This is a genomic window from Bacillus arachidis, assembly GCF_030285945.1.
GTDB lineage: Bacteria > Bacillota > Bacilli > Bacillales > Bacillaceae_G > Bacillus_A > Bacillus_A arachidis.
Map to the genome: position 1 here is coordinate 3223601 of NZ_CP127376.1, position 26498 is coordinate 3250098.

Annotated in this window: 22 protein-coding genes and 5 pseudogenes; 13 read left to right on the forward strand and 14 right to left on the reverse strand. The window is 35.4% G+C overall.

Annotated features, from left to right (window positions below; translation table 11 throughout):
* Positions 1–61 precede the first annotated feature (61 nt).
* The 3 genes from QRY57_RS18160 to tkt form a co-directional block, all read right to left on the reverse strand.
* The gene (locus QRY57_RS18160; RefSeq protein WP_003199214.1) at positions 62–283 is read right to left on the reverse strand and encodes a YneF family protein; all 222 of its coding nucleotides are present in this window, start codon (positions 281–283) and stop codon (positions 62–64) included.
* A gap of 78 nt (positions 284–361) precedes the next feature.
* The gene (sirA, locus tag QRY57_RS18165) at positions 362–802 is read right to left on the reverse strand and encodes a sporulation inhibitor of replication protein SirA (protein ID WP_286015805.1); all 441 of its coding nucleotides are present in this window, start codon (positions 800–802) and stop codon (positions 362–364) included.
* A gap of 157 nt (positions 803–959) precedes the next feature.
* A complete protein-coding gene (tkt, locus tag QRY57_RS18170; protein ID WP_286015806.1) occupies positions 960–2960 on the reverse strand; it encodes a transketolase in 2001 nt (666 codons plus the stop codon).
* A gap of 347 nt (positions 2961–3307) precedes the next feature.
* On the opposite strand from tkt, the gene QRY57_RS18175 reads away from it, so the two are divergent.
* Positions 3308–3607: a hypothetical protein gene (locus tag QRY57_RS18175; RefSeq protein WP_286015807.1), complete on the forward strand. Its 300-nt coding sequence runs from the start codon at positions 3308–3310 to the stop codon at positions 3605–3607.
* 226 nt (positions 3608–3833) lie between these two features.
* Here the strand turns inward: QRY57_RS18175 and QRY57_RS18180 are convergent, their stop codons facing one another.
* Both QRY57_RS18180 and QRY57_RS18185 read right to left on the reverse strand, forming a co-directional pair.
* Positions 3834–4073 carry a DUF896 domain-containing protein gene (locus tag QRY57_RS18180; protein ID WP_026592652.1) on the reverse strand — a complete coding sequence of 80 codons (240 nt, stop codon included), beginning with the start codon at positions 4071–4073 and terminating at the stop codon, positions 3834–3836.
* 45 nt (positions 4074–4118) lie between these two features.
* Entirely contained in the window at positions 4119–4775 is a 657-nt protein-coding gene (locus QRY57_RS18185; RefSeq protein WP_090686938.1) for a YneB family resolvase-like protein, read from the reverse strand.
* A 142-nt stretch (positions 4776–4917) separates the two neighbouring features.
* On the opposite strand from QRY57_RS18185, the gene lexA reads away from it, so the two are divergent.
* Positions 4918–5538, forward strand: a complete 621-nt coding sequence (gene lexA / locus QRY57_RS18190) for a transcriptional repressor LexA (RefSeq protein WP_026592650.1) — start codon at positions 4918–4920, stop codon at positions 5536–5538.
* Positions 5539–5808: 270 nt separating this feature from the next.
* Here the strand turns inward: lexA and QRY57_RS18195 are convergent, their stop codons facing one another.
* The 3 genes from QRY57_RS18195 to QRY57_RS18205 form a co-directional block, all read right to left on the reverse strand.
* Positions 5809–6231, reverse strand: a complete 423-nt coding sequence (locus QRY57_RS18195; protein ID WP_026592649.1) for a YfmQ family protein — start codon at positions 6229–6231, stop codon at positions 5809–5811.
* Between the two features lie 401 nt (positions 6232–6632).
* Positions 6633–7685, reverse strand: coding sequence for a pyruvate kinase (locus QRY57_RS18200; RefSeq protein ID WP_286015808.1), 1053 nt, complete (start codon positions 7683–7685; stop codon positions 6633–6635).
* A gap of 372 nt (positions 7686–8057) precedes the next feature.
* Positions 8058–8966, reverse strand: a complete 909-nt coding sequence (locus tag QRY57_RS18205) for a DUF2935 domain-containing protein (RefSeq protein WP_286015809.1) — start codon at positions 8964–8966, stop codon at positions 8058–8060.
* A gap of 385 nt (positions 8967–9351) precedes the next feature.
* Between QRY57_RS18205 and QRY57_RS18210 the strand changes: the two genes are divergently transcribed.
* From QRY57_RS18210 to QRY57_RS18235, 7 genes and pseudogenes are all read left to right on the forward strand, one after another.
* On the forward strand, positions 9352–9531 hold the full coding sequence (locus QRY57_RS18210; protein WP_026592646.1) for a small acid-soluble spore protein H: 180 nt from the start codon (positions 9352–9354) through the stop codon (positions 9529–9531).
* Positions 9532–10117: 586 nt separating this feature from the next.
* The gene (locus QRY57_RS18215; RefSeq protein WP_098301851.1) at positions 10118–11080 is read left to right on the forward strand and encodes an AAA family ATPase; all 963 of its coding nucleotides are present in this window, start codon (positions 10118–10120) and stop codon (positions 11078–11080) included.
* Entirely contained in the window at positions 11080–12294 is a 1215-nt protein-coding gene (locus QRY57_RS18220) for a DUF58 domain-containing protein (protein ID WP_286015810.1), read from the forward strand. The genes QRY57_RS18215 and QRY57_RS18220 overlap by 1 nt, the downstream gene beginning before the upstream one ends.
* Positions 12291–14519: a DUF4129 domain-containing transglutaminase family protein gene (locus tag QRY57_RS18225; RefSeq protein WP_286015811.1), complete on the forward strand. Its 2229-nt coding sequence runs from the start codon at positions 12291–12293 to the stop codon at positions 14517–14519. The genes QRY57_RS18220 and QRY57_RS18225 overlap by 4 nt, the downstream gene beginning before the upstream one ends.
* A 67-nt stretch (positions 14520–14586) precedes the next feature.
* Entirely contained in the window at positions 14587–14835 is a 249-nt protein-coding gene (locus tag QRY57_RS18230) for a contact-dependent growth inhibition system immunity protein (protein ID WP_286015812.1), read from the forward strand.
* A gap of 114 nt (positions 14836–14949) precedes the next feature.
* A pseudogene (locus tag QRY57_RS27215) lies at positions 14950–15075 on the forward strand (IS3 family transposase); the annotation flags it as partial.
* A 459-nt stretch (positions 15076–15534) separates the two neighbouring features.
* Positions 15535–16364, forward strand: a pseudogene (locus tag QRY57_RS18235) (helix-turn-helix domain-containing protein).
* Positions 16365–16622: 258 nt separating this feature from the next.
* Here the strand turns inward: QRY57_RS18235 and QRY57_RS18240 are convergent.
* Positions 16623–18368, reverse strand: coding sequence for an exo-alpha-sialidase (locus QRY57_RS18240; RefSeq protein WP_286015813.1), 1746 nt, complete (start codon positions 18366–18368; stop codon positions 16623–16625).
* Positions 18369–18541: 173 nt separating this feature from the next.
* On the opposite strand from QRY57_RS18240, the pseudogene QRY57_RS18245 reads away from it, so the two are divergent.
* Together QRY57_RS18245 and QRY57_RS18250 are read left to right on the forward strand one after the other, a co-directional pair.
* A pseudogene (locus QRY57_RS18245) lies at positions 18542–18766 on the forward strand (helix-turn-helix domain-containing protein); the annotation flags it as partial.
* Positions 18767–19166: 400 nt separating this feature from the next.
* Positions 19167–19649 carry a hypothetical protein gene (locus QRY57_RS18250; RefSeq protein ID WP_286015814.1) on the forward strand — a complete coding sequence of 161 codons (483 nt, stop codon included), beginning with the start codon at positions 19167–19169 and terminating at the stop codon, positions 19647–19649.
* 276 nt (positions 19650–19925) lie between these two features.
* On the opposite strand, the pseudogene QRY57_RS18255 reads toward QRY57_RS18250, so the two are convergent.
* Positions 19926–20417: pseudogene (locus tag QRY57_RS18255) on the reverse strand (SH3 domain-containing protein); the annotation flags it as partial.
* Here QRY57_RS18255 and QRY57_RS18260 point away from each other — a divergent pair.
* A pseudogene (locus tag QRY57_RS18260) lies at positions 20417–20605 on the forward strand (LexA family protein); the annotation flags it as partial. The pseudogenes QRY57_RS18255 and QRY57_RS18260 overlap by 1 nt on opposite strands.
* Before the next feature lie 78 nt (positions 20606–20683).
* A complete protein-coding gene (locus tag QRY57_RS18265; RefSeq protein WP_286015815.1) occupies positions 20684–21841 on the forward strand; it encodes a site-specific integrase in 1158 nt (385 codons plus the stop codon).
* Positions 21842–21957: 116 nt separating this feature from the next.
* Here QRY57_RS18265 and glnA read toward each other — a convergent pair whose 3' ends face one another.
* From glnA to hflX, 4 genes are all read right to left on the reverse strand, one after another.
* Positions 21958–23292: a type I glutamate--ammonia ligase gene (gene glnA / locus QRY57_RS18270; protein ID WP_026592638.1), complete on the reverse strand. Its 1335-nt coding sequence runs from the start codon at positions 23290–23292 to the stop codon at positions 21958–21960.
* 48 nt (positions 23293–23340) lie between these two features.
* Positions 23341–23730, reverse strand: coding sequence for a transcriptional repressor GlnR (gene glnR / locus QRY57_RS18275; protein WP_000656778.1), 390 nt, complete (start codon positions 23728–23730; stop codon positions 23341–23343).
* 161 nt (positions 23731–23891) lie between these two features.
* Complete coding sequence (locus QRY57_RS18280) at positions 23892–25163, reverse strand: methionine gamma-lyase family protein (protein WP_286015816.1); 1272 nt, start codon at positions 25161–25163, stop codon at positions 23892–23894.
* Positions 25156–26433: a GTPase HflX gene (hflX, locus tag QRY57_RS18285; protein WP_208017182.1), complete on the reverse strand. Its 1278-nt coding sequence runs from the start codon at positions 26431–26433 to the stop codon at positions 25156–25158. Before hflX ends, QRY57_RS18280 begins: the two co-directional genes overlap by 8 nt.
* Between the last annotated feature and the right edge of the window lie 65 nt (positions 26434–26498).

Consider the following 26498-nt stretch of genomic DNA (forward strand, 5'->3'; position numbering starts at 1 on the left):
GTTTTCAACACTAAAGTTTTCCAAAAAGAAAGGACACTCTTATCGAGTGTCCTTTTAGCGCTTATTTCATTTGTTGCTTGTTCATTGCGCTCATCATTTGATTGATTTTCTTTTGGGATGGTTTTTGTCCCATTTGCATCATCATCATTTTTAACATTTGTTCATTGATTGGTGGATTTTTTTGTAAATAATTCATCATATATTTGCGGGCGATGAAAAATCCTAACGCCACGCCTGCTACTAGTGCTAATACGCCCACTAGAACAACTACCCAAATTGACATATATTTTCCTCCTTCATGTTGTCTACCTTACAGTGTACTAAAACCTTTTCAATAAGACAAGATTGTATTCGACATTTTTTACACATATGTTCGCGCTTGTTTCAAAGGATTTAGCCAACCATACTTTTTATTCTCATAATCCATTGCCAAAAATGTCAATTCACATTTCCTAAGAACCTCAAAGAAAGTCGTTTCCATCGATACATTCCCAGATGTATTCATTTGAATATATTGTGATTTCACCGTTATTTCCCCATATTCTGCACCCGTAGATAATATGTGCGTATGGTGTATTCTCTTATACTTCCCAACACTACGTAATGTTTGTTCTAATTTATGGTGAATTTTCATTACTTGTAATGGCATCGTAATATACATCATCTGCTTATATAACACTTTCTTTTCCGAAAGGGAACCAGATTCTGAAAATCGAGCAAATAAATCGAAAAACAAATACTCCCGACCAAAGTATGCCTTCGCAATATCTTCTTGAATTAAATACAATTCATACGTTTTCATACTTTCCCTCCCGCACTGGACAACCTTTTTCTCTACATTATATAAAAGATAATATGCAATGATTGTCTGACTGCGGAGAAAGAAAAAACTTTTTCTGTCGAATAAACTCATTTACATAGAAAAATCTCTCCATGCCGGAGAGATTTTTCACAAATCATTAAAGCATTTCTTTTACTTTACGAACAACATTTTCTACAGTGAATCCATACTCTTCCATGATCTTTTCACCAGGAGCAGAAGCACCAAATGTATCGATACCTAACACATCTCCTTCAAGACCAACGTAACGGTGCCATCCGAAAGTAGCACCCATTTCGATTGCGAAGCGTTTTGTTACTGCTTTTGGTAATACAGATTCTTTATATTCAGCAGATTGTGCTTCAAAGCGATCCATAGATGGCATGCTGACAACAGCTGCATCGACACCATTTTCTGCTAATACTTTTTGCGCTTCAACCGCTAAACTTACTTCAGAACCACTTGCAAGTAAGATTACATCAGCAGTTTCTTTCTTGCTTGCAGAAATTACATACGCACCTTTTGCAACTTTTTCATACGTATCGTCTAATGCACCTTCTAATGTTGGAAGATCTTGACGAGTTAAGATTAATGCAGTTGGTTGGTTTGTAGATTCTAAAGCCAATTTCCAAGCTGCAACTGACTCGTTACCGTCAGCAGGACGAAGAACAGATACGTTTGGCATCGCACGAAGTGCCGCTAATTGTTCAACTGGTTCATGCGTTGGTCCATCTTCTCCAACAGCGATACTGTCATGTGTAAACACATATGTTACAGGCAATTGCATTAATGCTGCAAGACGGATTGCTGGACGTAAGTAATCAGAGAATACGAAGAACGTACCACCGTAAGTTTTTAAGCCACCATGAAGCGCGATACCGTTCATTGCTGCGCCCATTGCAAACTCACGTACACCGTACCAAATGTTTTTACCACTGTAGTCAGCTCTTGTGAAGTCTTTTTCGTTATTCATGTATGTTTTGTTAGAACCAGCAAGGTCTGCAGATCCACCAAAGAATGATGGTACAGCTTCTGCAATCGCGTTAATTACAGTACCTGAAGAAGAACGAGTTGCTGTTTTTGATCCTAATTCATAAGTTGGTAAGTTTTTATCCCAACCTTCTGGAAGAAGACCTTTCATTGCTGCTTGTAATTCATTTGCTAATTCTGGATATGCTTGTGCATATTCACCAAGCATTGTGTTCCATTCAGCTTGAGCTGTTTCGCCAACATCTTGTACCGTTTTACGGAAGTTCTCATATACTTCTTCTGATACATGGAAGTCTTGTTCAGCTGTCCAAGCATACGCTTCTTTTGTTAATTTTGTTTCGTCTACACCTAGTGGAGAACCGTGTGAAGCTGATTTTCCTGATTTATTTGGAGAACCGAAACCGATTGTTGTTCTTACTTCAATTAGCGTTGGGCGGTTTTCATCAGCTTTTGCTTCCTCAATCGCTTTTGCAATCGCTTCAACATCGTTTCCATCCTCAACACGGATTACTTGCCAGCCGTATGCTTTATAACGATCTTCTACACTTTCAGAGAATGAGCGATTTAAATCACCATCTAATGAAATATCGTTAGAATCATATAACACAACAAGGCGACCTAATCCTAAGTGAGCAGCTAATGAAGATGCTTCAGCAGAAACGCCTTCCATTAAATCACCATCACCGCAAATTGCATATGTATAATGATCAACTACGTTGTATGCATCACGGTTATACTTCGCTGCTAAATGTCTCTCAGCCATTGCCATACCAACTGCTGTTGAAATACCTTGTCCAAGTGGACCAGTTGTTGCATCTACGCCTGCTGTATGACCATACTCAGGATGTCCTGGAGTTTTACTTCCCCATTGGCGGAAGTTCTTTAAATCATCCATTGTTACATCGTAACCAGATAGATGAAGTAGACTGTATAATAACATTGAACCATGACCTGCAGATAATACGAAACGATCACGGTTAAACCACGTTGGGTTATTTGGATTATGTTTCATAAATTGCGTCCATAATGTATAAGCCATTGGTGCTGCACCCATTGGCATTCCTGGATGACCAGAGTTTGCTTTTTCAATCGCATCAATGGATAATGTGCGAATCGTGTTGATAGAAAGTTGTTCGATTGAATGTGACATGCTATTCTTCCCTTCGCTTATATTAGTAAACGTTTTACACATTTATATGATAGCTTCCCACGCAAGATTATACAACATGTATCGACAAATATGTTGATGTTTTTTCGAGTTTGTTCAAAGAAAATACGAAATTCCACAATGTATAGGGTTTCAATCTGCTATACTTTTTTATTATTCATTTATTAACAATAAAGGGAATTATCTATATTTTTATACGTGACTCGTAAAAATTTTTAGCAAATATTCTATCCACTCCATATCGTCCCTCTATTCACAACATATCATTAAAATGAATATATATTGATTTTCATCGTATAGATTAAATAAAAACGGAGGAATGCGAAATAATGAGTGAAGAAATAGCTTCTTACACCTTTATAATGGTTTTGACCCTCATTTCAATTCTTTCTATTTATTTTTCAGTCAAATTAAAATCACCCCATAAATACATCCCAGGTGTCTTCATGCTTATTTTCTCCATCGCTACATTTTGCATACTATATTTTGATCAGGGCGCAATTATAATAAGTGAAGGATTAGGATATCTATATAGTTTCATGGCGATCCTCTTGTTTCTTATTGCCGTTATTTCTTTATTTATTGCAACTGCTATTTCTTTTATTTCAGCTTTATTTAGAAAAAATTAATGTTTTTATATGTGGTCACCTCGATGGAAAAAAGATTACATTCAAAAATGCAAAAGGTATCCTTCATTATCTTTCACTTTATGAAGGAATTTAGCCAAAGAGTCTAATTCTGAACAAAAACGAGCAAAATAAGTGGACCACTATTTCTGCCCCCGCCTTCTCGTTTTTGGTAATACCATAATAAACAATTATATTAAAATCAAAAAAGATGGGCTTCGCCCATCTTTTAATTCAACTTTGCATTATCTTGTTTTTTTAATGCCTTTAATTTCGCCGGTGTAACATCTTTACCTTCTTCATTAACGATTTTAATGCCTTTTAATTCGTTTAACATATTTTGGCGAAATCCTTTTAAATATTGTTCACGGAGCGATTGGCGCTCACGTTGTTCTTCTTCAGTTAATCCTTCAGCTTTTGCTTTTTTCGCTAAGAAATTAATGCGTTCAATGAGTTCGTGACTTAGCATCTCGAATCCCCTTTCTACTTAAAACTGATTATTATCATACAATAGTTAGTCTTGTTTATCAAGCAGTTGCTTCGTGTATTCCACGTATCTGCGATGTACTGTTGCTTTGGATACATCATGACCAAAACCACGAAGTGTTGCAGCAATTTCCTCAAATGTTAATTCATTACGACGAAGACGCACAATTTCTTCAATCGGTACTTCTTTCTTTTCACGGCCTGTACTTAAATGACGATTTGTTAAATTTTTTTCTGGACGAAATCCCCTATCCACCGCTCGCTGCATTCCACGTTTAATCTTCAAATTATGAATCTTTCTCTGATATTCTTCAACTATACCAATAATATCTAGTACCATAGAATCTGAATCAGAAAGTTGTAATTCGCCATTATGTGTATGCGTATATACCTTTACCCCTTCTTTATGTAAACAGTGCATTAAAGCAATCTTTGCATTTCCTCTTCCAAGCCTTGTTTCATCTTGAATAAGAAGCACATCGACCTGTTCAGCTCGAATCATATCCAATACTTCTAATATACCATCTCGTTCAATTGTATAGCCGCTTGCCTTCTCCTCAAACACCTTTATAACATTCATTTGATACCGCTTAGCTAAATGCAATAATTCATCTTTTTGACGTGATAATGACGTTTCTTGCGCTTCTTTTGTTGTGCTTACACGGGCATAAATAATTGCATTCATTTTAAAACCCTCTTCCTCACTTCAATTTTTACTTTAGTGTATCACAAATCACTTTTTTGTTCGAACTTATGTTTGTAGAATGTTTTTTCCCATGTTATACTTATAAGTAAGAAAATTGAAAGAAAACGAGGTGTTAAAAAACATGGAAAAGTTAACAAAACGCCAGCAAGACATTCTCGACTTCATTAAGCTAAAAGTACAAGAAAAAGGTTATCCACCTTCCGTACGCGAAATTGGTCAAGCGGTTGGCCTTGCTTCTAGTTCTACGGTGCACGGACATTTATCACGTCTAGAAGAAAAAGGTTATATTCGACGTGATCCAACAAAACCGAGAGCTATTGAAATTTTAGGGGAAGTAAAAATCGAAACAGAAACACAATCAGTGGTTCAAGTCCCAATTGTCGGAAAAGTTACAGCTGGTTTACCAATTACAGCAGTTGAAAGTGTAGAAGAGCATTTCCCACTACCTGCAAGCGTTGTTGCTGGAGCAGATCAAGTGTTTATGTTACGAATTTCTGGAGATAGCATGATTGAAGCAGGTATCTTAGACGGAGATTTAGTTGTTGTTCGTCAGCAACATTCTGCATATAACGGAGAAATTGTCGTTGCTTTAACAGAAGATAACGAAGCAACTGTAAAACGTTTTTACAAAGAAAAAGATCACTTCCGTTTACAACCTGAAAACTCTTCTTTAGAACCCATCATTTTAGATAGAGTTTCTGTTATCGGAAAAGTAATCGGTGTATATCGTGATTTACATTAAAAATAGACCAGTTAGCCTGGTCTATTTTTAATTCGATTCAATTGTATTGTCTCCTGCAGATGTTTGTCCGCTAATTTTCACTCTACCATTTCCTAGTGTTACATTTCTTTAAACCAAATCAGTTAAATACTCACGTTTTTCCATGGCTATGAAAAAACGTAACAACGGGGATATCTACTCTAAGTCCTTCGCCCCCATATGCTATTTCAAGAATGTTACTTTTTAACATTTCATATGTAATAAAAAAAGACCGTCTCTTTAACGATCTCTTTAAGCTAAATTTCCGGCTACTAACATTGAACAATTTTGAAGGCTTTTAGAACGTAGACTATACGCGACCACTTTCTTCTTATACTGCTTGACTACATCAACGTGATCGTCATACCTGTACACAGAAAACCTAACATCATTTTTCCCTTTTTTCGTATCAATAACCAATGGCGTTCCACTGCTGTGTGGAGGAAAATAATATTTTTCTAAAAATATCGCTTCGTTAAAATAATCAACAATTTGAATTTTTTCTTCCCCTTCTAAACGCTTTCCATCAATCGTTACGGTAACAGCCTCATTATTCAATTGCGGGTGCAGTTCAAATCTACCGATAATAGACTCTATAACAGAAGTTGGCATACTCGTCACTACTATTTTTAAAGCACCGAAAAGAATTAACATAACTATAAACCAAGTCGTCATATTTTATCCTCCTCATCATATTCTAAATTCACATTATTACATTAATAATATTACCATAGTGTAATTAGTTATTTTTTGTACATTGTGTGAAACTTAATATAGTGAAGCTTCCATCAGTGGTGGAGAGCTTTATCTCTCACTGATGGAAGGCCTTCACCAGTCCAGCTTTTACGAGCAGTTATCAATTCATTTCCCTATGAACCTTAAGCTGTAGTGCTTACTGCCCATGGATAGTGGGATAAAATTATGCAGAAATGTCAACAGTACTTCGTAATCTTACCACATCTTAAGAAAGCTAAGACGCAATAAATTCCTCAAAATAAAAGGATACATTTTTCATATTTAATTATGAAAAGTAACATTTCCCTTTTTAAGCTGAGCGGTTAATGCAGCCTTATATACTAAAGAGATTTACCGAACAATTCTAGTACATCTTTCATAACAAAAGGACCATCTTTTTTTACATGCTCAGCAAATTCAGAAACGAGACGTAATGTTTTAACACTTTCAATTGGATGACCACCTGATGCACTTTCAGCAGAAAGCATAACCGCATTCGTTCCATCCAGTACAGCCTGGAATACATCAGTCACCTCAGCTCTTGTAGGAATAGAATGATCCACCATAGATTGAAGCATTTGCGTCGCTGTAATCACATATGTATTTGTTCGATTGCACTCATGAATCATCATTTTTTGCAAAAGCGGAATAAATTGATACGGTAATTCCACACCTAAATCCCCCCTTGCAATCATAATTCCATCCGCTTCTTTGCACATATCTTGAAAATTCTCGATTGCTTCTATCGTTTCTATTTTTGCAATTAAATTGGGGGAAGTTTCTTTATATTGATGTATAAAGTTTCGAATTTCCTTTATATGAGAAGGTTTTCTAACAAATGAACACGCAATAAAATCCACACCCTCACCTAGAAGAAACCGAATATCTTTTTGATCCTTCTCCGTAATAGCCGGCAAACTAACGTTTGCTCCTGGTAAATTCACCCCTTTATGCGAAGCGATATCGCCACCTATTTTCACTTTCGTTTCTATTTTTTCCATACTAACCTTTTCAACAATTAATTCAACTTGTCCATCGTTAATAAGGATTCTATTTCCAACTTTCACATCATTAGCAATCCCAGAATAATCAACACTCGCTCCTTCTTTACTTCCAGTAACGGATTGAGTATATAAAATAAAAGGATCCTCCGCTTGAAGGGTAATTTGTTCCTCCTTGATTACACCCAATCTTATTTTAGGCCCTTGTAAATCACCTAGGATTTTTATGGAATCATCTAAAGACTTTACTAAATGAATTATTTCTTGATGACTTTCATGTGAACCGTGTGATAAATTTAACCGAACAATTTTCATACCCTGTTTTATTAACTGAGCTAATGTCTCTTTATTATTGCTTGCTGGACCAATTGTACAAATTCGATCGATCGTCATATTTCCACCATCCTTTTTAGCTATGATTCCCAGATAAAATGAAAAAATAATATTTCTCATACATGATTTATAATTAAATACCTGTGCTAGCTTTTTTCTCCATCACCTACTGATTATTTCCCTTCACCAATTGGACTTTCACAGGCAGTTAATCTTCCTACCCAACTTTTTCCCTTGCTGACTTTTGAGATAAGAGTTTTACTGGCCGCAAATAACGAGATAAATTTATGTAGAAAAATAAGTATACGAAAAAGGGTAGTAATTTCCTCTCATAGAAATCACTACCCTTTGCATGATGAAAAAGTGAGCTTTGCAGTAAACGTGTCTGATAGATACATGTTCTAGTATGTAGTACTCTTGATGACAGAACACTTATTCCATCGATTGTTGCAATTGTTTTTGTTTCAATCTTTCTTCTAGCACATGAATCATAAATAAGAAATGTTCAGCTTCCCTTGTAACATGATCAGCTAGTAACGGATTAATTACACTTTTAATTTGACATGTCTGGATAAGCTCTAATCCAGCTTTTTTGAAGTTCCTCAACTCAACTGTTGCATTTTCACTATCTTTATTCATCTTTCCAATAATCTGATATGTCGGTTGTTTTTGATACAACATTGATTCAACGTCTCTCGCTTGACCGAGTAGGACTTCAAAATCATCACCAAATTTTAAAGCAGTATGAACTAAATTCCGCTCGGATTGATCAAGTAAAGAGGCAATAAAACGAGAGTGCTCCATCATAATTCTGAGCCAAAACACATTTTCACTTATTATCGCGTCCTGAATTGGATCCATTTTTCCTTCATTAAATTTCTGAAGGGTCCGTATAAAATATTCTGCTTCTCTCGCAACATGATCTACTAATAATGGAAAATTGAAACCACTTACCTTACAATTAATAATCAAAATTAAAAGGTTTCTTTTATAATTACGAAATGCATAAACTAGTTGAATACTTTCTTCATTTAATTGCCTAACTGCTTGAACAGTTTGAGGAATAGAGAATGCTTTTTGTAAATGTCGATCAAAAAGATGATAAAACTGCTCTACTTGTTGAATTAGATTTTTATCTTTTCGATTAAATCCTTCACTAAGAAAAAGTGCATGTTCCTTCATAATCCGTAACCAAAATTGATTTTCAGTTAAGGACCTTTCAATAAATAATTGTTCTGTTAATGATTCAGAAGGTGCAGCTTTCAATTCCGGCGGAAGTAACATAGCCCGCTGTGTATCCATAACAAAGTGACCAGGAATAGGTTGTTGCCCTTTAGTCATTAAAATCCCCCCTAATGCCCTTAAAAGCATCTTTACTATAATTATGTATATTAATCGATAATATTTACTATACCCCCAAAAATAACAACTTGAATTCCGAATATACTGTTTTCAAAAACAATATATAAAATGCGAAAGCTCATATTCTGCTAACATGTGAACTTTCCTTTATTCTATTTATTACCTGAAGCTGATTAGGTACAAACCCTGAAACAAAATCAGCTTTTCCTATCCTACTCACCACTTGTCCATAAAGATAGAATTTATAAACTTATATGCTTAAAAGTAAATTTCATACCTATTTGCTTACTATTGAGAATTAAGAATAATGAAGTAGTTTAAAGCAAATATTATTACTGTTATAAGTCAAAAGGAGGTCATTATAATGAACAAACAACGCGCACAAGAGATTGCAGCTTCACCGATTATGGCTAATGTAACCTATAATGGAGTTGCAATTTACATTCAAAATGTAGATGAAAATAATGAAACAGCTAGAATTTATCCCCTTAACGAGCCTCAAAATGAGCAAGAAATTCCTTTATCTAACTTAATAGAACATTAAACAAACAGTAATTTTCAATACAAACTCTACTCAAAGTGGTGTTTGTTAGGGACAGCTCATACAATTGCTTGTCCCCTCCCTATTTTTATAAATTCAATTATCTCACCTTATCCTCGACACAAAATGGTAGCTCAACGTTATTTGCTGAGAAATATTTCACTAGTGCACCTCACTTATTAATTTCCACACAACCGAAGAACCAAATTTCATTTATATACGACTAGATTCAAAACAATATAATTTAAAAACGTAGAGTAGGATTTCTTTAAATGACATAGAACTTATTATGTAATAACAAGAAATCAATTCCTCAACAGTACCAACCGTTTCAGGAAAAGTTTCTTCAATTGCTCCTTAGGTTGGCTTTTTTCTGCAACAAATACCTAAAAAACAAATTTTGTTTTACACGAGTTATTTACATAGACCATACTTATCACAATAAAGTGAAACTTTAATCAGCGATGGTTTTCTTCATCCCCCACCTAACTTCTCTGTTTTCGCTGAATTTTGAGGTGGGGTTTTACCGTCCACAAATAGTGGGATAATTTGAATGAACTAAAAAGAAAATGAAATTGGGAGGAGTACGATGACGCAACTCGATTCTTTACATCCAGTTGTAGAAAAGATAATCAATAATATTGAGAAAGCGATGGTCGGAAAGCGGAAGGAAATCACCCTTACCTTAGCGGCTCTCTTAGCTGAAGGTCATGTACTATTAGAAGATGTTCCAGGTGTTGGGAAAACAATGATGGTGCAAGCCCTTGCCAAATCCATCGATGCAGATTTCAAACGAATTCAATTCACTCCTGATTTACTGCCATCAGATGTAACAGGTGTTTCAATTTATAATCCGAAAGAATTTCAATTTAAATTTATGCCAGGACCTATTATGGGAAATATCGTGCTAGCTGATGAAATTAACCGTACATCACCGAAAACGCAATCAGCCTTGCTTGAAAGTATGGAGGAAGGCAATATAACAGTAGATGGGACAACAAGACCTTTACCGAAACCATTTTTTGTAATAGCTACCCAAAATCCAATTGAATATGAGGGAACATATCCTTTACCAGAAGCTCAGCTTGATCGTTTCTTACTAAAGCTAAAAATGGGCTATCCCACACCGGAAGAAGAGTTTGAGGTTTTAAATCGTACAGAAAAAACAAAGCCTATTTCTCATTTACAAGCCGTTATTACAATAGGAGAATTACTACAATTACAACAAAACATACGAGAAATATATACTTCCAAGGCCATTAAGCACTACATCGTAAAACTCGTTAACCAAACCCGCTCTTATAACTCCGTTCAATTAGGAGCTAGTCCGCGTGGTTCCATTGCTTTGATGAAAGCTTCACAGGCGTATGCGCTCATAAATGGCAGGGACCATGTCATTCCGGATGATGTTAAATTTTTAGCTCCATATGTTTTGTCCCATAGAATCATTTTAAAAATAGAGGCGAAATTTGAAGGGCTAACGCCAGAAAGCGTCATTACAAAAATTCTCGCCCGGACTCCAGTTCCGGCTCAAAAGGCAAAAAACTCCTGATGAAACAGCTATTACGAGCAGTTCATAATGTCGGAAAAATATCGTTGATTGTTTTATTCGTCGCTTTAACATTTATATACGCAATGTTACAAGGAGAATTCGTAAGTTGGTTTCTATTTTACAGCTTTATTCCATTCAGTCTTTATTCATTATTGTTGCCCTTTTGTGCCCTATGGAACACTGAAGTGAGACGTATAACAAATCAAAAGGAGTACACAGCTGGACAACAATTCGTAGGCACTATTACAATAAAACGAAAAATTCCCTTTCCCTTGCTGTATTTAATTATAGAAGAGGTGCTCCCCATGGAGTTTAAAAATCGCAAACAAACAAAAAGTGCAAAAGTGATATTATTTCCAGGATTAAAACGAAATATTTCATACCAATATGTAATCGACGCAATCCCTAGAGGAGAACACACCTTTTCGAATGTGCGTGTAAAAACTGGTGATGTATTCGGGATTATTGAAAAAGAGACAATCTTTTCAGTTCCCGATAATTTTTTAGTGTACCCTCAATATGTAGACATAGCTTATAGACAAGTGGAAAACTATTTCGAACAAGGTGCACTCTCCTCAAATGTGAATGTAGCAAGAGATACAACAGTCTCAGCTGGTGTCAGAGGTTATAAACCCGGTGACCGTTTTTCATGGATCGATTGGAAGGCAACTGCTCGAAAAAATAATATTATGACGAAAGAGTTTGAACAACAGCGAAGTCATGATGTCGTGATTGTTATGGACAGAACGCCCTCTCCCCTGTTCGAATTGGTCGTTACGTTTACAGCTTCTCTCATGAGATCTATCTTAAAACAGGATTCACAAGTATCATTCATATCCACTGGAAAAGAACAAACCGTACTCCCTTTACATCATAGAGAGACACAATTACAGCAAATTTTCTGTCATTTAGCAAGAGTACAAGCAGACAGTATGCTCCCGCTCTCTCAAACTATAGAAATGGAGTTAAAGAAAATCTATCAACCAGTAACATTCGTACTTGTAACAAGTAATCTTTCTCCCGATATCCAAAAAATTGCTGAAAGTATATCATTGAAAAACAGTAAACTGATGGTATTTGTCGTCAAGGAAAAAGCACATCAACTCTCAAATCGGGAACTAAACGTACTCGAAACACTGCGAAAACAAAAAATATTTGTGAAAGCGGTTTATGAAAATCATTATGCAAATGTATTTTTTGAGGTGAACCAATGATCACATTACCTTCAACTAATAAACGAGATATTAGCAGTTTCCTAATGCATATATTCGGTTTTCTCATTTTATTAGAATGGTTACAGCCGCTTATAGAGGTTACAGATATGGTAAGACTGAACCTCTTTAAAGGATTTGTAGGAATTTGCTTCGCTCTCTCTTTTTTTCAAGTACGATTCCAAATTTCTGTAAAGGTTGTAATCATCTTATTTATGATTCATTCGGTAGATTATAAAGGAGCTTTTATTAATCCTGCCTGGTTGATGGAATTTTCGGCTGATTTTTTTCATAATATCACTCTACTCTTTCAAGCAAACTGGCAGGGGCTTTCCAAAGCTTTTCAGGCCTTCTTATTTTTTCTATTTCTCTGGTTTTTGTGCTTCCTTATCCTCTATTGGATTATTCGTCAAAAACGTGGGCTCTTATTTCTTACATTAACCATTATTTATATCACGATTTTTGATATATTCGGCTTATACGACATGAATAACGCGATCATTCGTACAATTATAATCGGCTTTTTCATGCTCAGTCTCCTCCATGCTGAACGCATAAAAACATCCGAGAACTTGCAAAAGCAGAACAAATTTACATCGAAATTGCTCGTACCGACTGCTGTATCTATTATACTTGCGATCACCTTTGGATATTTTGCTCCAAAACCTGCCCCTCAATGGCCTAATATCGATACTTTTTTTAAATTCGATTCACCTTCAGCGAATAAAGAAGCAGGAATCAGCAAAGTTGGTTACGGTATAGATGACTCTCAATTAGGCGGTCCTTTTAAATTGGACGACACAATTGTTTTCACGGCGCAAATGCAAAACAGCCAATATTGGAGAGTGGAAACAAAAGACTTTTATACCGGTAAAGGTTGGGAAATTTCTGAAAGCCCCAAAAAAATTTCTTTTAAGAATAAAAACAACGTAGTGACTTGGTATGAGCGGAATACAAAAACAGAAGCTGCCGAAGCGATTATCATTATGCAAAAAGACTCCCCTCACCTTATTTACCCCACAGGGTTAATAGCGGTTGAGGCTGCTTCTGATGTATCATTCAGCGCAGATCTTTTTTCGGAAAAAATTGATATAGTGAAAGAAAGATCTTCCACCATCTTAAATAAATATAAGGTGGCTTATGAGACTCCTCATTTTTCCATTGAAAACTTAAAAGCTGTAAAAGCGGCTGAGGATTTAGAGGCAAGCCCTTATTTTATAGCAAAGTATACACAACTACCCAATTCGTTACCAAGGAGGGTAAAAGACTTGGCAATACATCTTACAAAAGATAAAAGCAATCGCTATGATCAAGTATTGGCTATCGAAAGCTATTTCACAGATCATTCCTTTGTATATGAAACAGAACAGGTTAAGATTCCAAGAACAGATCAAGATTATGTAGATCAGTTTATATTTGATACAAAAAGCGGATACTGTAATAACTTTTCAACATCTATGATCGTTTTACTTCGCTCTATCGGAATTCCTGCACGCTGGGTAAAGGGATATACAGGAGGCACTCTTGAAAACAAATTAACTAATTCAGGGTATGAGAACATGTACACAATCACTAATAACAATGCACACTCTTGGGTGGAGGTATACTTTCCAGGATACGGATGGGTCCCATTCGAACCAACAAAGGGCTTTAGCAACCCTTATAACTTTACACAAGACTCTTCAGCTTCCACTTCATCAAATAGCGTAACCACGATACCTAGCAATGAACAGGTTCCACAGCGAAACCAAGAAGCAAAACAAAAAAATTTAATAGAAGATACAGAAATCCCATCTAACGAAAAAATTATTAAATCAAAAAAAGAATTTTCATGGTGGTACTTGTTCCTTTGTATCATATCAATGAGCATAATTGGCTATACCCTTTTTACTACTAGAATAAAGTGGTTCGTATTTTTTATCATTTTCTTCTATAAATACCGAAAGGGAGATGCTGTTTATTCAAAAGCGTACAGCGCACTTTTAAAACAATTGGCAAGAACCGGCATTCCCCGTAATGAAAGTCAAACATTGAGAGAATACGCAATCCTTGTAGATACTCTTTACGATTCGACTGACATGCAAAAGCTCACTCTTAGTTATGAAAATGTTATTTACCGAAACCATCATGCCACATCAGAATGGAACAAATCCGTACAATTATGGGAGAAACTCATGAAAAAAGCATCCACTCTGCCCAAATCTAATGAGTTTGATACGTTTATTTAAAGGCGTATGGTGATTTCTATCATTAGAATGAAACCTGTTTTTTCAAAACATATGGAGGCATCGAATAATGGATGTTAAACAGTCATTGTTAAAAGAAATATATAATATTGAGGATTCTTTTCAAGTCAATTCAAAATTTGATAACTGGCATAAAAAGCTTTTAAATAAAACAATTCAAGAATTTACATTAGATGATGTTTACACAATGTTAAGACAAAATATTTTATTAAAATTAGCTATAGAACAAGCTTATATCTTTATAAAAGAGGATCGATTAGCTGGAGTTATGTATGATGGTCAGTTACTAGAAGTATGATCAGAGTTATCGCCAGAAGCAATTAATAATAAAAGAAATTGTTTAGACAATGCTTGCATAGAAAATTTCTTCGGACACCTAAAATCATAATATTCGCACTTACACAACTTCCAGACAAAAGAGGAAGTAATGAAAGCCGTACAAGAGTACATTTATTTTTATAACACAGAACGATTTCAAGAAAAACTAAATCACCTGAGTCCGATAGAATATCGAACTCAGGTGATAAAAAGTGCATAACCATATAGGTGTTTTCTCTAATGTCTACTTGACAGGGGTATATTCACGTAGTATCAAAGCCTCTCACTCTTAGTAAAGAGACATATATTGATCGCGTTCCCATTGGTGAACTTGCGTTCTGAACATATTTAAGGTCATAAAAACGAATCGAAACCACTGTAAAATGTTAATTTATCAACGTTTCGAAAATTCGATACCGCAAAATAAATCGAACTACACTTGGTAAAATCGGGCATCTTTCGGGTAATTACCGGGCAGTTTTCCAAATAAAAAACAAAAGAGCACAGCGTGTATATACAGTGCTACCAACACTATATATACCATCCGCCTACTCGTGATAGGCAAACACTTGCTGTACTCTTACGAACTATTTTACAGTACGTAAGGGCTCCTAGCAACAGTTTGCTTACATTTGGCATTCTGTTGCTTTTTTTGTTAACACAAAGGAGCCCATGTCTAATGAAAGGACGTATCGATGTTATAGCAAGTGAAGCGTCCTTCCACAACTTATCATCATTCACAGGAATTCAAGAACTAAATAAAACTGTACGTACATACAGAGACATCATCCGTATATCTATTAAACGTACTGACGTACAATCTAAACTCATTACATTACTTGAAATTTTAAAACGCCACAGCTGTAAATATGTAGGTGTTAGTTTCCTTTGCAAAAATTCAATTGCTGACATGATGGAAGTTTCATATAAAACTGTACAACGTTTAATGAAGAAACTTGTAGATTTAAAGATGGTTAAACAGGTAGCAATGAAGCGTACAAAAGATATGCTTCAAACATCTAACGCTATTATTATTCAACCAATTGTGGAAGAAGTGTCCTACAAGGTAGATACAAAAAGGCCTACAAAGTGTCCTACCATTAAAAAAAACCTGTTTCATTAAAACAAAATATAAAAGATATAAACAAACGTAATAGTAATGAGAATAACAATACTCCCGAAGAGAATATTGAACAAGCTGATTTCGTTGCTCACTGGGTACCAGAACGTTTTGTTTCTTTAGTTCGCTCTTTTTACAGTGAATCTAAAACAATTCAAGAACTGTGGAAAGTCGTAAGACAGTGTAATAAAACTATTAACTTCTCTACAGGTGATAAAGCATTTACTAAAGACCAGGAGCTTACTATTGGCTTAAAAGCTATCAAAGAGTTTGTTATGAAAATTAAGTCTGGAGCAAAAATGAAGAATGGTAAATTTGCTTATTTCACTGGAATTGTAAATAACTTAATGGACAAATTTTATTTTGATCCAGACTTTATATGTGATTAATGTATTGCTTATGACTTCACTTATAGTTTATTATTGAATTTTTTTATAGAACCCTCCTGAAAAACATGTAAATTTAAAGAATTAATTTCATAATGTTTATCAATGATTATGAGAATTTAAAGAAAGAATTTAGAATCTCTTGGTTGCCACAATTCATTACTCCACTCTTGACAATGGGAGTTACAATAAAAGAACTCTAGTAGAATAGAAACAGTAAATGGAAAAAGCTTTTTCACTATGAGAAGTCTTTTTCAAATTTTAAATATCTTCTTTTTTATCACAACAACAGTTGTGTTCCTTTTTTGATGTTGTTAGTGCAAAAAAAACATCAGGATTATCTCTACCATTCAACCTATTACGATTATCACCCCAGGCATGAAGCAAGCAATCTCCAGGGCCTGAGATAACCTGATTATAATCACCCATATAACATTGAGCAGCATCTGGGTTAGGGTTTGTAACTGGTATCGGCGAAAACTGAGTGCTCACCATACATTCTTTACTTAAACCCGTTTTAAGCGAGAAACTCTTCATAAATATTCCAAAAGTTCCATCACCTACACCACCAACGTTATTAGGGTCATTAAAACGGTTATATTGAATATGGGCACCTTTATTATTAACCGCTACTGATGGAAAAAATGAATAAGCGATATTATTGGTTACATTTATTTGTGTCCAACTAACCCCTTCATTTTGACTGTATGCTAAAAAAGTATCAATGAAAGTAGTATTACCCACAACTCTACCAGCATTCCAGACTACATATATCGTACCATCTGGTCCTACGGCAGCCTGAGGAAATTCATTCATGCGAATTTGTCTGGAATTATCAACACCTATTGATGGACGATTACAAGGTGATGTTGTTGTTGCGGCAGCAGCAAAAGGTGCTGAAACAGCAACATTGATTGGGAAAGTATTACCACCATCAATTGATTTAGCCATACGGATGGTTCTATTGGGTTGGCCTAATGTTTGAAACCCTGCAAAACCTCCTGTTGTTTCTTCATAAAACACATAAATTATACCACGCTTATCTACCAAAACATAAGATCCTGTAACTCTAACAGTATTGCCGACAACAATATTCTGATTTTGAATGATTGGGGTTAAATTAACGCCAGTTCTAAATTTCGAGAAACGAATATTAGGGTTTGTAGGAGCCGTAAAATCAGTCCATACAATATATAGCGCTTCATTTCCTGGATTATTAGCATCAGGTCCCACTGTAATCCATTCCTTGTCCTGGTCACCCGGGTTACTCCTAGCTGGATTTTGCCCGCGTCCAACGATTTGAGGGCGATTCATAGTTATTCTTTTACTAGCACTGATGGTTCCAGTTGAAACAGTGATTACCCCTTCTAATCTCCCCCCTATAACTTCACCCCCAACTTGTCCGTAATAGAATACACCATTTCTATCTACAGCTATCACAGGATCCCCTTCATTGGTTCCCCCTGGATTTACTGGCAGGGAACCACCATCAGTCCAAGTTTGACCTAAATTATTAGAAAAAGCGAATCCTGAAAAACTTTGGCTCCCTAGCCCCCCTCTATAATCATTACTATCATTAAATCCATAAAGTATAAAATCTTTAAAATGAGCAAGACTTGTCTCACTTTGAGTTATACGTGGGAAATTAATGATATCATCAGCTGGGTTATTCACTTGCTTTTCTGTATTTTTAGGATTGCAATGAACAACATCTTTCTTGTGACTAGAGCAGCAGTCATCCTGTTTCTTATGATGCCTTTCCCTATCTTTCTTGTGATCAGGGCCACTAGCAACATTAACATTAATAGTAGGATTTCCTACATTGGATATAGTATCTGTATCATTTTGTACCTGCGCCTGATTTTGCTCTTGTCGCTGAAGTTGAGCTTGAAATTGTTTTTGTTGTTGGAGTTGTTGTTGGAGTTGAAATTGAAGATCTTCTAATCTTATTTTTAAATTTTTTATATCTTTCTTTTTGTATACACTATACTCGTCTTCACAATACATAACATTACCACCTCGCTTAATTATTTATTGGTTTTAACATCAAGTTTGAATTCATCATAGTTTTTTGGACAAACTTGATTATATTAAAGCCAACATACTGTAGAATATGCATTGCGAAAAAAAAGGACAAGGCTGTTACCTTTGATCCTCAGCACATTTCTAATAGAAATAACTATAAGATTGTAAGACCGTGTAATAGAGTTATTAATCTTACAACAAGTAATAAAGCATTTACTAAAGACCAGGAGCTTACTATTGGCTTAAAAGCTATCAAAGAGTTTGTTATGAAAATTAAGTCTGGAGCAAAAATGAAGAATGGTAAATTTGCTTATTTCAACGGAATTGTTAATAACTTAATGGACAAGTTTTACTTTGATGGGGATTTTATGGGAGCATAAAAAAGCCCCCAAACGCTAAACGTTAGAAGTCGAATAAGGGTAAATTGGGAAGAAAAGCATGCAGAGTGGGGATTCTCTACAACCGTAATACATGTTATCATATTATTGAAATTCCTAAAATTTCCTTTAATGACAAAAAATGAGCTTATATTTGTTTATTTATTTTATGTTACAGTTCCATATGTTAGTCAATTACAACACTGTTAAGAAGGAGTATACATAATGAAAGCAAAGAAACTAGCATACATGGTCCTACCACTCATGTTTTTTGGGTAGGTTGTTCTTTAAATGAGGACTCAAGTGGTAAGAGTAAAACAGCAGTAGAGGAAATGAACTAGGAACAACAAAGAAAGAGTTGGAAGAAAAGAAACAATAATCACAAACAAAGGAGCATATAACAATGAAACGTAAACTATTATCTTTAGCTATTCCAATGTTAATTCTAACTGGGGTTGGTTGTGAGTCAACGAATAAGAAGGAAGACGCAGCAATGAAAGTTTCAGTTGAGCAGAATAAGAAAGAAGACTATAGAAAGAACGTATCATACTTACTTGAAGATTTTTCTGAACAATCTAAAGAAATAGATGACCTTCTAGATAGTAGAAAGTCAATGAAGAAGAAAGCGGTTAAGCTAAAAGAATTATCTAAACCTTATTTTGAATTAGTAGACAAGATAGAAAAACTAGATTATGTATCATCAAATGATTATGAAGTACAACATAACGTAGGAAAAGCAATGATTTACATAAAAAACGGGGTAGAAAACATTCAAAAAGGTTTAGAGGAAGAAGATAAAGACATAGTTGAAATCGCTAAGGAAGACTTAAAAACGGGTGCTGAGTTAATAGACAAGGCAACAAAAGAAATGAATAAAAACAAATAATAACAGCGGGGTATATGTTTATGAAACGTAAACTATTAGCAGTTGCATTGCCAGTTATGTTAATTAGTAAGGTAGTTTGTTCTAAAGACAATGCAGAAAAAAGAAGACTGATAGTTTACAAGTAGCAGTAGATTATAAAACTTCTATACTTGACTTAAGTAAAGAGTTAGAAAGCAAATTATCTACAGAAGAATTAAAAGAGTTACTTATGAATGCTAAAGTTTAATACATAGTAAAAAAGCCGACTCAATTAAGAGTCGGCACTTTTTTACTTAATTATTTAATTTTTACATAATAAGAACTAGCAGTAATGTAATACACATTACCTCGATTATTTTTCACTTTATATTGTTGTGAGCCATTCACAGAGACCTTATCAATGATTTGGAATCCTAATCCTTCATCCACAGTTCCTGCAACATCTCTATCAGCCCAGGAAGGAGAATCATAGAAACGTAAGTTGTCTACTTTAGAAACAACACGTTTTCCTGCAATCAGATTAACTGGCTCTTTCTTCTCAAATTTCACATAAGAAGGATTGTATTTAATCCGCTGATTTCCACCAAGATTTAACCAACCATCTTTTTCGCCCCACACTTTATAAGATTCTGGTTTATTCAACTGACTAATAACAGAATAACTTGCACCTGGTCCTTTACGAAGATTTACATTATAACCCTCAATATATGCAATGCCTTCCACATTAGCGATTGGTTCGCCTGGTTTAGATGGCTTTTCTGGAATAGAAACTTCTACACTAGAATTAAAATGGACAAATTGCCGTCGTGAAAGTAAATGGCTATGACGCAACTGTGAAAAAGATTTCGAAATCAGGAAATATCATTACTTTAATTCCATTGAGTAACGATCCTGTTCATGAACCACAGACTTACGACCTTTCAACTGCAGATGTAAAAATTATTGGTCGTGTCGTACAAGCAGTAAAGAATTATTAAATTTCTAGCGCTAGCAATTTAACATCGAAGAGTAGGCGACGGTCTACTCTTTTTAAACAAACAGAAAGGAGTTATCTTATGGCCACCTTCCATAAGTATAAAAAGAAAGGTTCCACTAAAGACTTTTGGGAATATCGTATCTATTATCAAGATCCAATCACACGAAAAACTAGGGAGAAATCAAAAAAAGGATTCACAAATAAAGCAGAAGCAAAATTAGCTGCTGAGGAAATGGAAAGACAACTACGTGAAGGTCATAATCCAACTGATGAATCTTTGAAGTCGTATCTTGAAACATGGTTGAATGAATATAAAAAAGGAACCGTGGCAAAGAATACATTTTCACTACACCAAAACAGTGTTAAAAATCATATTGTTCCTTATTTCAAAAACATTCTCTTAAAAGATATTAAACCTACTCTATACCAAAAATTTATCAATTATTTAACTGAAAAAGGTTACAGTAGACGAACCGTTGAAATTGTTCATGGAACTATGTATAACGCTATGAAGAAGGCAATAATTCTAAAAAAGATTACAAAGAATCCTTGTGATGGGGTTGAAATAAAAATTAAAAAGCAGAATCCAGAAATACAGTTTATAGAATCAGAACGCATCGCTGACTTTTTACGAGAAGCTTATAAATACGATTATATTTACTGGATATTTTATAAAACATTAATTGAGACTGGAATGCGTAAAGGTGAGACTGCTGCTCTACAATGGACCGATATTGATTTAAAAGAAAAAACTATCAACATTAACAAGTCATTAGATTTCAAAGAAGCATCTAAGAATCCAAATATGATATTTGGGGACACAAAAAATTATAATTCAAAACGAATTATTACAATTAGCCAAGGTCTTGCAAATGACCTACATTTTCATCAGAAATACCAAAACCTGAACAAGCTAGCTTTAAATGATAATTATCACTTTGATCTAAATTTAGTCCTCTGCAGAAATGATGGTAACTATATGCCGAAGTCGAGCCTTTTTAATTCATTCTCAAGAATTTTAAAGAAAGCGAATCTGCCACCATTACCAATCCATTCATTGAGGCATACACACGCAGTACTTCAACTTGAAGCTGGTGTCAGCATGAAATATTTACAAGAACGTCTTGGACATGGTAGTATGCAAATTACATCTGATGTTTATTCACACATCAGTAAAAAATTAGATAAAGAAGCTATGAATAAATTCGAGGAACACATGAGAAATGTCCTTGAATAATTTTTTTAATTAAACCCGGGCAGTTATCGGGCAGTTGATAAAACAAACAACCGCTCAATAAAATTGCCCGAAAGAAAAAAAGACCCCGATACCTAAGTATCAAGGCTTCAAAACTCTTAATAAAGAGACATATATTGATCGCGTTCCCATTGGTGAACTTGTGTGCGGAACATATCCCACTCAATTTCTTTCGCTTCAATGAAGTGCTCAAGTAAATGTTCACCTAATGCACCACATACAACTTCGTTAGATTGTAATTTAACTAACGCTTGTGCTAATGTTGCTGGTAAATCAACGATACCTGCTTCTTCACGTTCTTCTTTAGTCATTACATAGATGTTACGATCTACTGCAGCTGGCGGAGTTAATTTATTTTTAATTCCGTCAAGACCTGCTGCTAATAATGTTGCCATTACTAAATATGGGTTTGCAGCTGGATCGACACTACGCACTTCTACACGTGTACTTATGCCACGAGATGCTGGGATACGTACTAACGGACTACGGTTTTGTGCAGACCATGCTACGTAACAAGGCGCTTCATATCCAGGTACTAAACGTTTGTAAGAGTTTACAGTTGGGTTAGCTACTGCTGTAAATGCTGGCGCGTGTTTTAAAATACCTGCGATAAAGTGGCGCGCATCATCACTTAATTGTAAGTCACCATTTTGGTCGTAGAATATGTTTTCTCCATTTTTAAATAATGACAAGTTACAATGCATACCAGAACCGTTCACTCCGAATAATGGTTTTGGCATAAACGTTGCATGTAAACCATGTTTACGTGCGATTGTTTTTACAACAAGTTTGAATGTTTGAATATCGTCACATGAACGAAGTGCATTCGCATATTTGAAATCAATTTCGTGTTGTCCTGGTGCAACTTCATGGTGAGATGCTTCAATTTCAAAGCCCATTTCTTCAAGTTCAAGAACGATATCACGACGACAGTTTTCCCCTAGATCCATCGGCGCAAGGTCGAAGTATCCACCATTATCGTTTAGTTCTAATGTTGGATTTCCTTTTTCATCAACTTTGAATAAGAAGAATTCTGGTTCTGGTCCAAGATTGAATTCAGTAAATCCTAGTGCTTCCATTTCTTTCAACATACGTTTTAAGTTATTACGTGGGTCACCTTCAAATGGAGTGCCATCAGCATTGTAGATGTCGCAAATTAAGCGGGCTACTTTACCTTTTTCAGCAGTCCAAGGGAAGATTACCCAAGTATCTAAGTCCGGATACAAGTACATATCCGATTCTTCAATACGAACAAATCCTTCAATAGAAGATCCATCAAACATCATTTTGTTATCTAGAGCTTTTGTTAACTGACTAACTGGAATCTCTACGTTTTTAATACTTCCTAAAAGATCCGTAAATTGTAAACGGATATACTTTACATTCTCTTCTTTCGCTAAACGGAAAATATCTTCTCTAGTGTACCTTGCCATTATAAATTCCTCCTTAGTCCCTCTAAACACCTTCAGAATCAGTCATTTCTAGTGAAAAAACCTTGAAATATCACCTTGTCGTAATGAAGTTCGATTAAATCTGCCTGTATGTTGCAGTTCATCTCGAAGAATTTTACGAAGCTCGGATTTTGAAATTTCTTTCGTTTCTCCTTTTGTTTGCACTGCTTCTGTTTGATTTTCTTTCATTTGTAACACTTGTTTAATACCAGCCATATTTAAGCCTTGATCTAACAAATCTTTAATTTCTAACAACTTATCTACATCGTTAAATGAAAACAATCTACGATTTCCCTTTGTACGGGTTGGAAAAATTAAATTGTGCTCTTCATAATAGCGAATTTGACGTGCAGATAGTTGTGTTAAATCCATTACAATACCAATAGGAAACAGCGGGGCAGAACGTCTATCTTCTTTCATTGTTCAGTTCCTCCTTCGCCTTAACTGTCTCTCATTTTATACCATGTTATGTTTAGTGTCAATAGATGTTAGCTTTTCTTACATGTTTTTTTTATTCTTTTTTAAAATGGTACAAATCCCTTCTTCTATGCAAAAAAGCTGTCGAAATCGACAGCTTTCCCTTACGAAATTGTTAATAGTTTTTTTTCAATTAATGCATCAATTGCAGAACAAATTGCGATCTTCACATGAGAATACGTTAATCCACCTTGCACGTAAGCAACATACGGAGGACGAATTGGACCATCTGCTGACAACTCAATACTTGCACCTTGAATAAACGTACCTGCAGCCATGATGACATCATCTTCATAACCTGGCATATAGTTTGGATACGGTGTAAAGTGTGAATTAATTGGAGATGCATATTGAATCGCTTGGCAAAATGCAATCATACGCTCTTTGTCATCAAATTGAACAGACTGAATTAAGTCTGTTCTTGCAGCATCCCAAGTTGGTGATGTATTCATTCCTAACTTTTCTAAAAATGCAGCTGTAAAAATTGCACCTTTTAACGCTTGACCAGCAACATGCGGAGCTAAGAAGAAACCTTGATACATTTCTTGTAAGCTATATAAAGACGCCCCCGCTTCCGCTCCAATCCCTGGAGATGTTAAACGATATGCACAAGCTTCTACATACTTTTCTTTACCAACAATATATCCACCTGTTTTTACAATTCCACCGCCCGGATTTTTAATAAGAGATCCCGCCATCAAATCCGCACCAACATGACACGGCTCTAACTCTTCCACAAACTCTCCATAACAATTGTCTACAAACACAACAACATCTGGCTTAATTTCCTTTACAAATGAAATCATCTCTTTAATTTCCGCAACGGTAAATGAAGGACGAGTCGCATAACCTTTTGAACGCTGAATCCCAATCATTTTTGTCTTTTCATGAATAGCCGCTTCTACAGCTTTAAAATCAACACGCCCCTCAACTGTTAACGGAATCGCACTGTAACCAATGTTATATTCTTTGAAAGAACCAACACCTTTACCACGTACGCCAACAATTTCTTCAAGCGTGTCATACGGTTTCCCTGTTATATATAATAACTCATCATCCGGACGTAATATACCAAATAAAGCTGTTGAAATCGCATGTGTACCCGAAATAATTTGCGGGCGAACAAGACCTGCTTCCGCCCCAAATACATCAGCATACACTTTTTCTAATGTATCACGACCGATGTCATCATAACCATATCCTGTTGTTGGGATAAAGTGCGAATCACTAATTTTATGCTCACGAAAACTTTCTAATACACGGAATTGATTACTCTCAATCACCTCATCCACGCGTTTATGTATATCTGTAATTTGACTTTCTACTTCTTTTACGATAGGAGCAATTCTTTCTCCATTTTTTAGACGATCAAACATTTCTATTCTCTTCTCCTTTTTGCACTAAAAATCTCTTTAATTGTCCATTCAATGTTGAATGAACAAATATATAACCTGTACACTCATACAAGAATTCATCCTCTTTGAATTCCATCCCAGTTAATACCGTTTCTGTTTTTAAAAGTGTTAGCAATCTACCCTCGCTTGGAGGAATCATAACCTTATACGTTTCCATTTCTTCCATCATCTTCATCTCTACCGATTCTTTCAAGTGTAATAAATCCGTTTTTTCAAAAGCACTTGTCATAAGAAACTCACTTTTTGGAAACGGGATGAAATTTTGATGTAATTGATCCTTCTTGTTGTAAACCGTAATAATTGGAATATGATTAATTTCAAGGTCTTGTAGTAATTGCTTCACTGTCTGTTCATGACCTACATAATTGGGATCTGCAGAATCAACGACATGCAAGATTACATTCGCTTCACCTGCTTCTTCCAATGTAGAGCGAAACGCAGCAACTAATGACGTCGGTAAATCCTGAATAAAACCTACCGTATCAGTTAGCAATACAGTATACCCACAAGGCAATTGCATCTTTCTTGTCGTTGGATCTAACGTCGCAAATAGCAGGTTTTCTTCAAATGTATCAGCTTCTGTTAATCTGTTAAACAACGTTGATTTGCCAGCATTTGTATAACCAATCAATGCAACTTGAAATACATGATTATCCTTTCGGCGCTCACGATACCTTTTTCGGTGCTCCACAACAACCGCTAGCTGTTTCTTAATTTCATCAATACGAGAGCGAATATGCCGACGATCTGTTTCTAACTTCGTTTCACCAGGACCTCTCGTACCAATCCCGCCCCCAAGACGCGATAGTGCTAGTCCCTGCCCCATAAGACGCGGCATTGTATATTGCAACTGAGCTAATTCTACTTGAAGCTTACCTTCTTTTGATTTCGCACGCTGAGCAAAAATATCCAATATCAGTTGTGTGCGATCAATTACTCTTGCATCTAAAACAGAGGATAAATTGCGAATTTGACTCGGTGTTAACTCATTATTAAATATAATAACAGCTGGTTCCAGTTCTTCTGTCAGCGCTGCAAGTTCTTCTAATTTCCCTTTACCTATGTATGTTGCAGGATGAAATTTCGGACGTTTTTGTGTTGTAGATACTAAAACTTCCGCACGAGCTGTCTTCGCAAGCGACGCAAGCTCTTTCATGGAATGCATAAACCGTTCATCATCATCTTGAGGCAATTGGCAGCCAACTAATATGACTTTTTCTTTTTCTTCCATCAAATATGTTCACTCATCCTTTTCGAAATTTAAACCTTCTAATATAATAGCAGAGGAAGCACATT

Coding starts and splice junctions, on each gene's coding strand:
- QRY57_RS18160 (WP_003199214.1), bottom strand. CDS start 283: ATGTCAATTTGGGTAGTTGTTCTAGTGGGCGTATTAGCACTAGTAGCA.
- sirA (WP_286015805.1), bottom strand. CDS start 802: ATGAAAACGTATGAATTGTATTTAATTCAAGAAGATATTGCGAAGGCA.
- tkt (WP_286015806.1), bottom strand. CDS start 2,960: ATGTCACATTCAATCGAACAACTTTCTATCAACACGATTCGCACATTA.
- QRY57_RS18175 (WP_286015807.1), top strand. CDS start 3,308: ATGAGTGAAGAAATAGCTTCTTACACCTTTATAATGGTTTTGACCCTC.
- QRY57_RS18180 (WP_026592652.1), bottom strand. CDS start 4,073: ATGCTAAGTCACGAACTCATTGAACGCATTAATTTCTTAGCGAAAAAA.
- QRY57_RS18185 (WP_090686938.1), bottom strand. CDS start 4,775: ATGAATGCAATTATTTATGCCCGTGTAAGCACAACAAAAGAAGCGCAA.
- lexA (WP_026592650.1), top strand. CDS start 4,918: ATGGAAAAGTTAACAAAACGCCAGCAAGACATTCTCGACTTCATTAAG.
- QRY57_RS18195 (WP_026592649.1), bottom strand. CDS start 6,231: ATGACGACTTGGTTTATAGTTATGTTAATTCTTTTCGGTGCTTTAAAA.
- QRY57_RS18200 (WP_286015808.1), bottom strand. CDS start 7,685: ATGACGATCGATCGAATTTGTACAATTGGTCCAGCAAGCAATAATAAA.
- QRY57_RS18205 (WP_286015809.1), bottom strand. CDS start 8,966: ATGACTAAAGGGCAACAACCTATTCCTGGTCACTTTGTTATGGATACA.
- QRY57_RS18210 (WP_026592646.1), top strand. CDS start 9,352: ATGAACAAACAACGCGCACAAGAGATTGCAGCTTCACCGATTATGGCT.
- QRY57_RS18215 (WP_098301851.1), top strand. CDS start 10,118: ATGACGCAACTCGATTCTTTACATCCAGTTGTAGAAAAGATAATCAAT.
- QRY57_RS18220 (WP_286015810.1), top strand. CDS start 11,080: ATGAAACAGCTATTACGAGCAGTTCATAATGTCGGAAAAATATCGTTG.
- QRY57_RS18225 (WP_286015811.1), top strand. CDS start 12,291: ATGATCACATTACCTTCAACTAATAAACGAGATATTAGCAGTTTCCTA.
- QRY57_RS18230 (WP_286015812.1), top strand. CDS start 14,587: ATGGATGTTAAACAGTCATTGTTAAAAGAAATATATAATATTGAGGAT.
- QRY57_RS18240 (WP_286015813.1), bottom strand. CDS start 18,368: ATGTATTGTGAAGACGAGTATAGTGTATACAAAAAGAAAGATATAAAA.
- QRY57_RS18250 (WP_286015814.1), top strand. CDS start 19,167: ATGAAACGTAAACTATTATCTTTAGCTATTCCAATGTTAATTCTAACT.
- QRY57_RS18265 (WP_286015815.1), top strand. CDS start 20,684: ATGGCCACCTTCCATAAGTATAAAAAGAAAGGTTCCACTAAAGACTTT.
- glnA (WP_026592638.1), bottom strand. CDS start 23,292: ATGGCAAGGTACACTAGAGAAGATATTTTCCGTTTAGCGAAAGAAGAG.
- glnR (WP_000656778.1), bottom strand. CDS start 23,730: ATGAAAGAAGATAGACGTTCTGCCCCGCTGTTTCCTATTGGTATTGTA.
- QRY57_RS18280 (WP_286015816.1), bottom strand. CDS start 25,163: ATGTTTGATCGTCTAAAAAATGGAGAAAGAATTGCTCCTATCGTAAAA.
- hflX (WP_208017182.1), bottom strand. CDS start 26,433: ATGGAAGAAAAAGAAAAAGTCATATTAGTTGGCTGCCAATTGCCTCAA.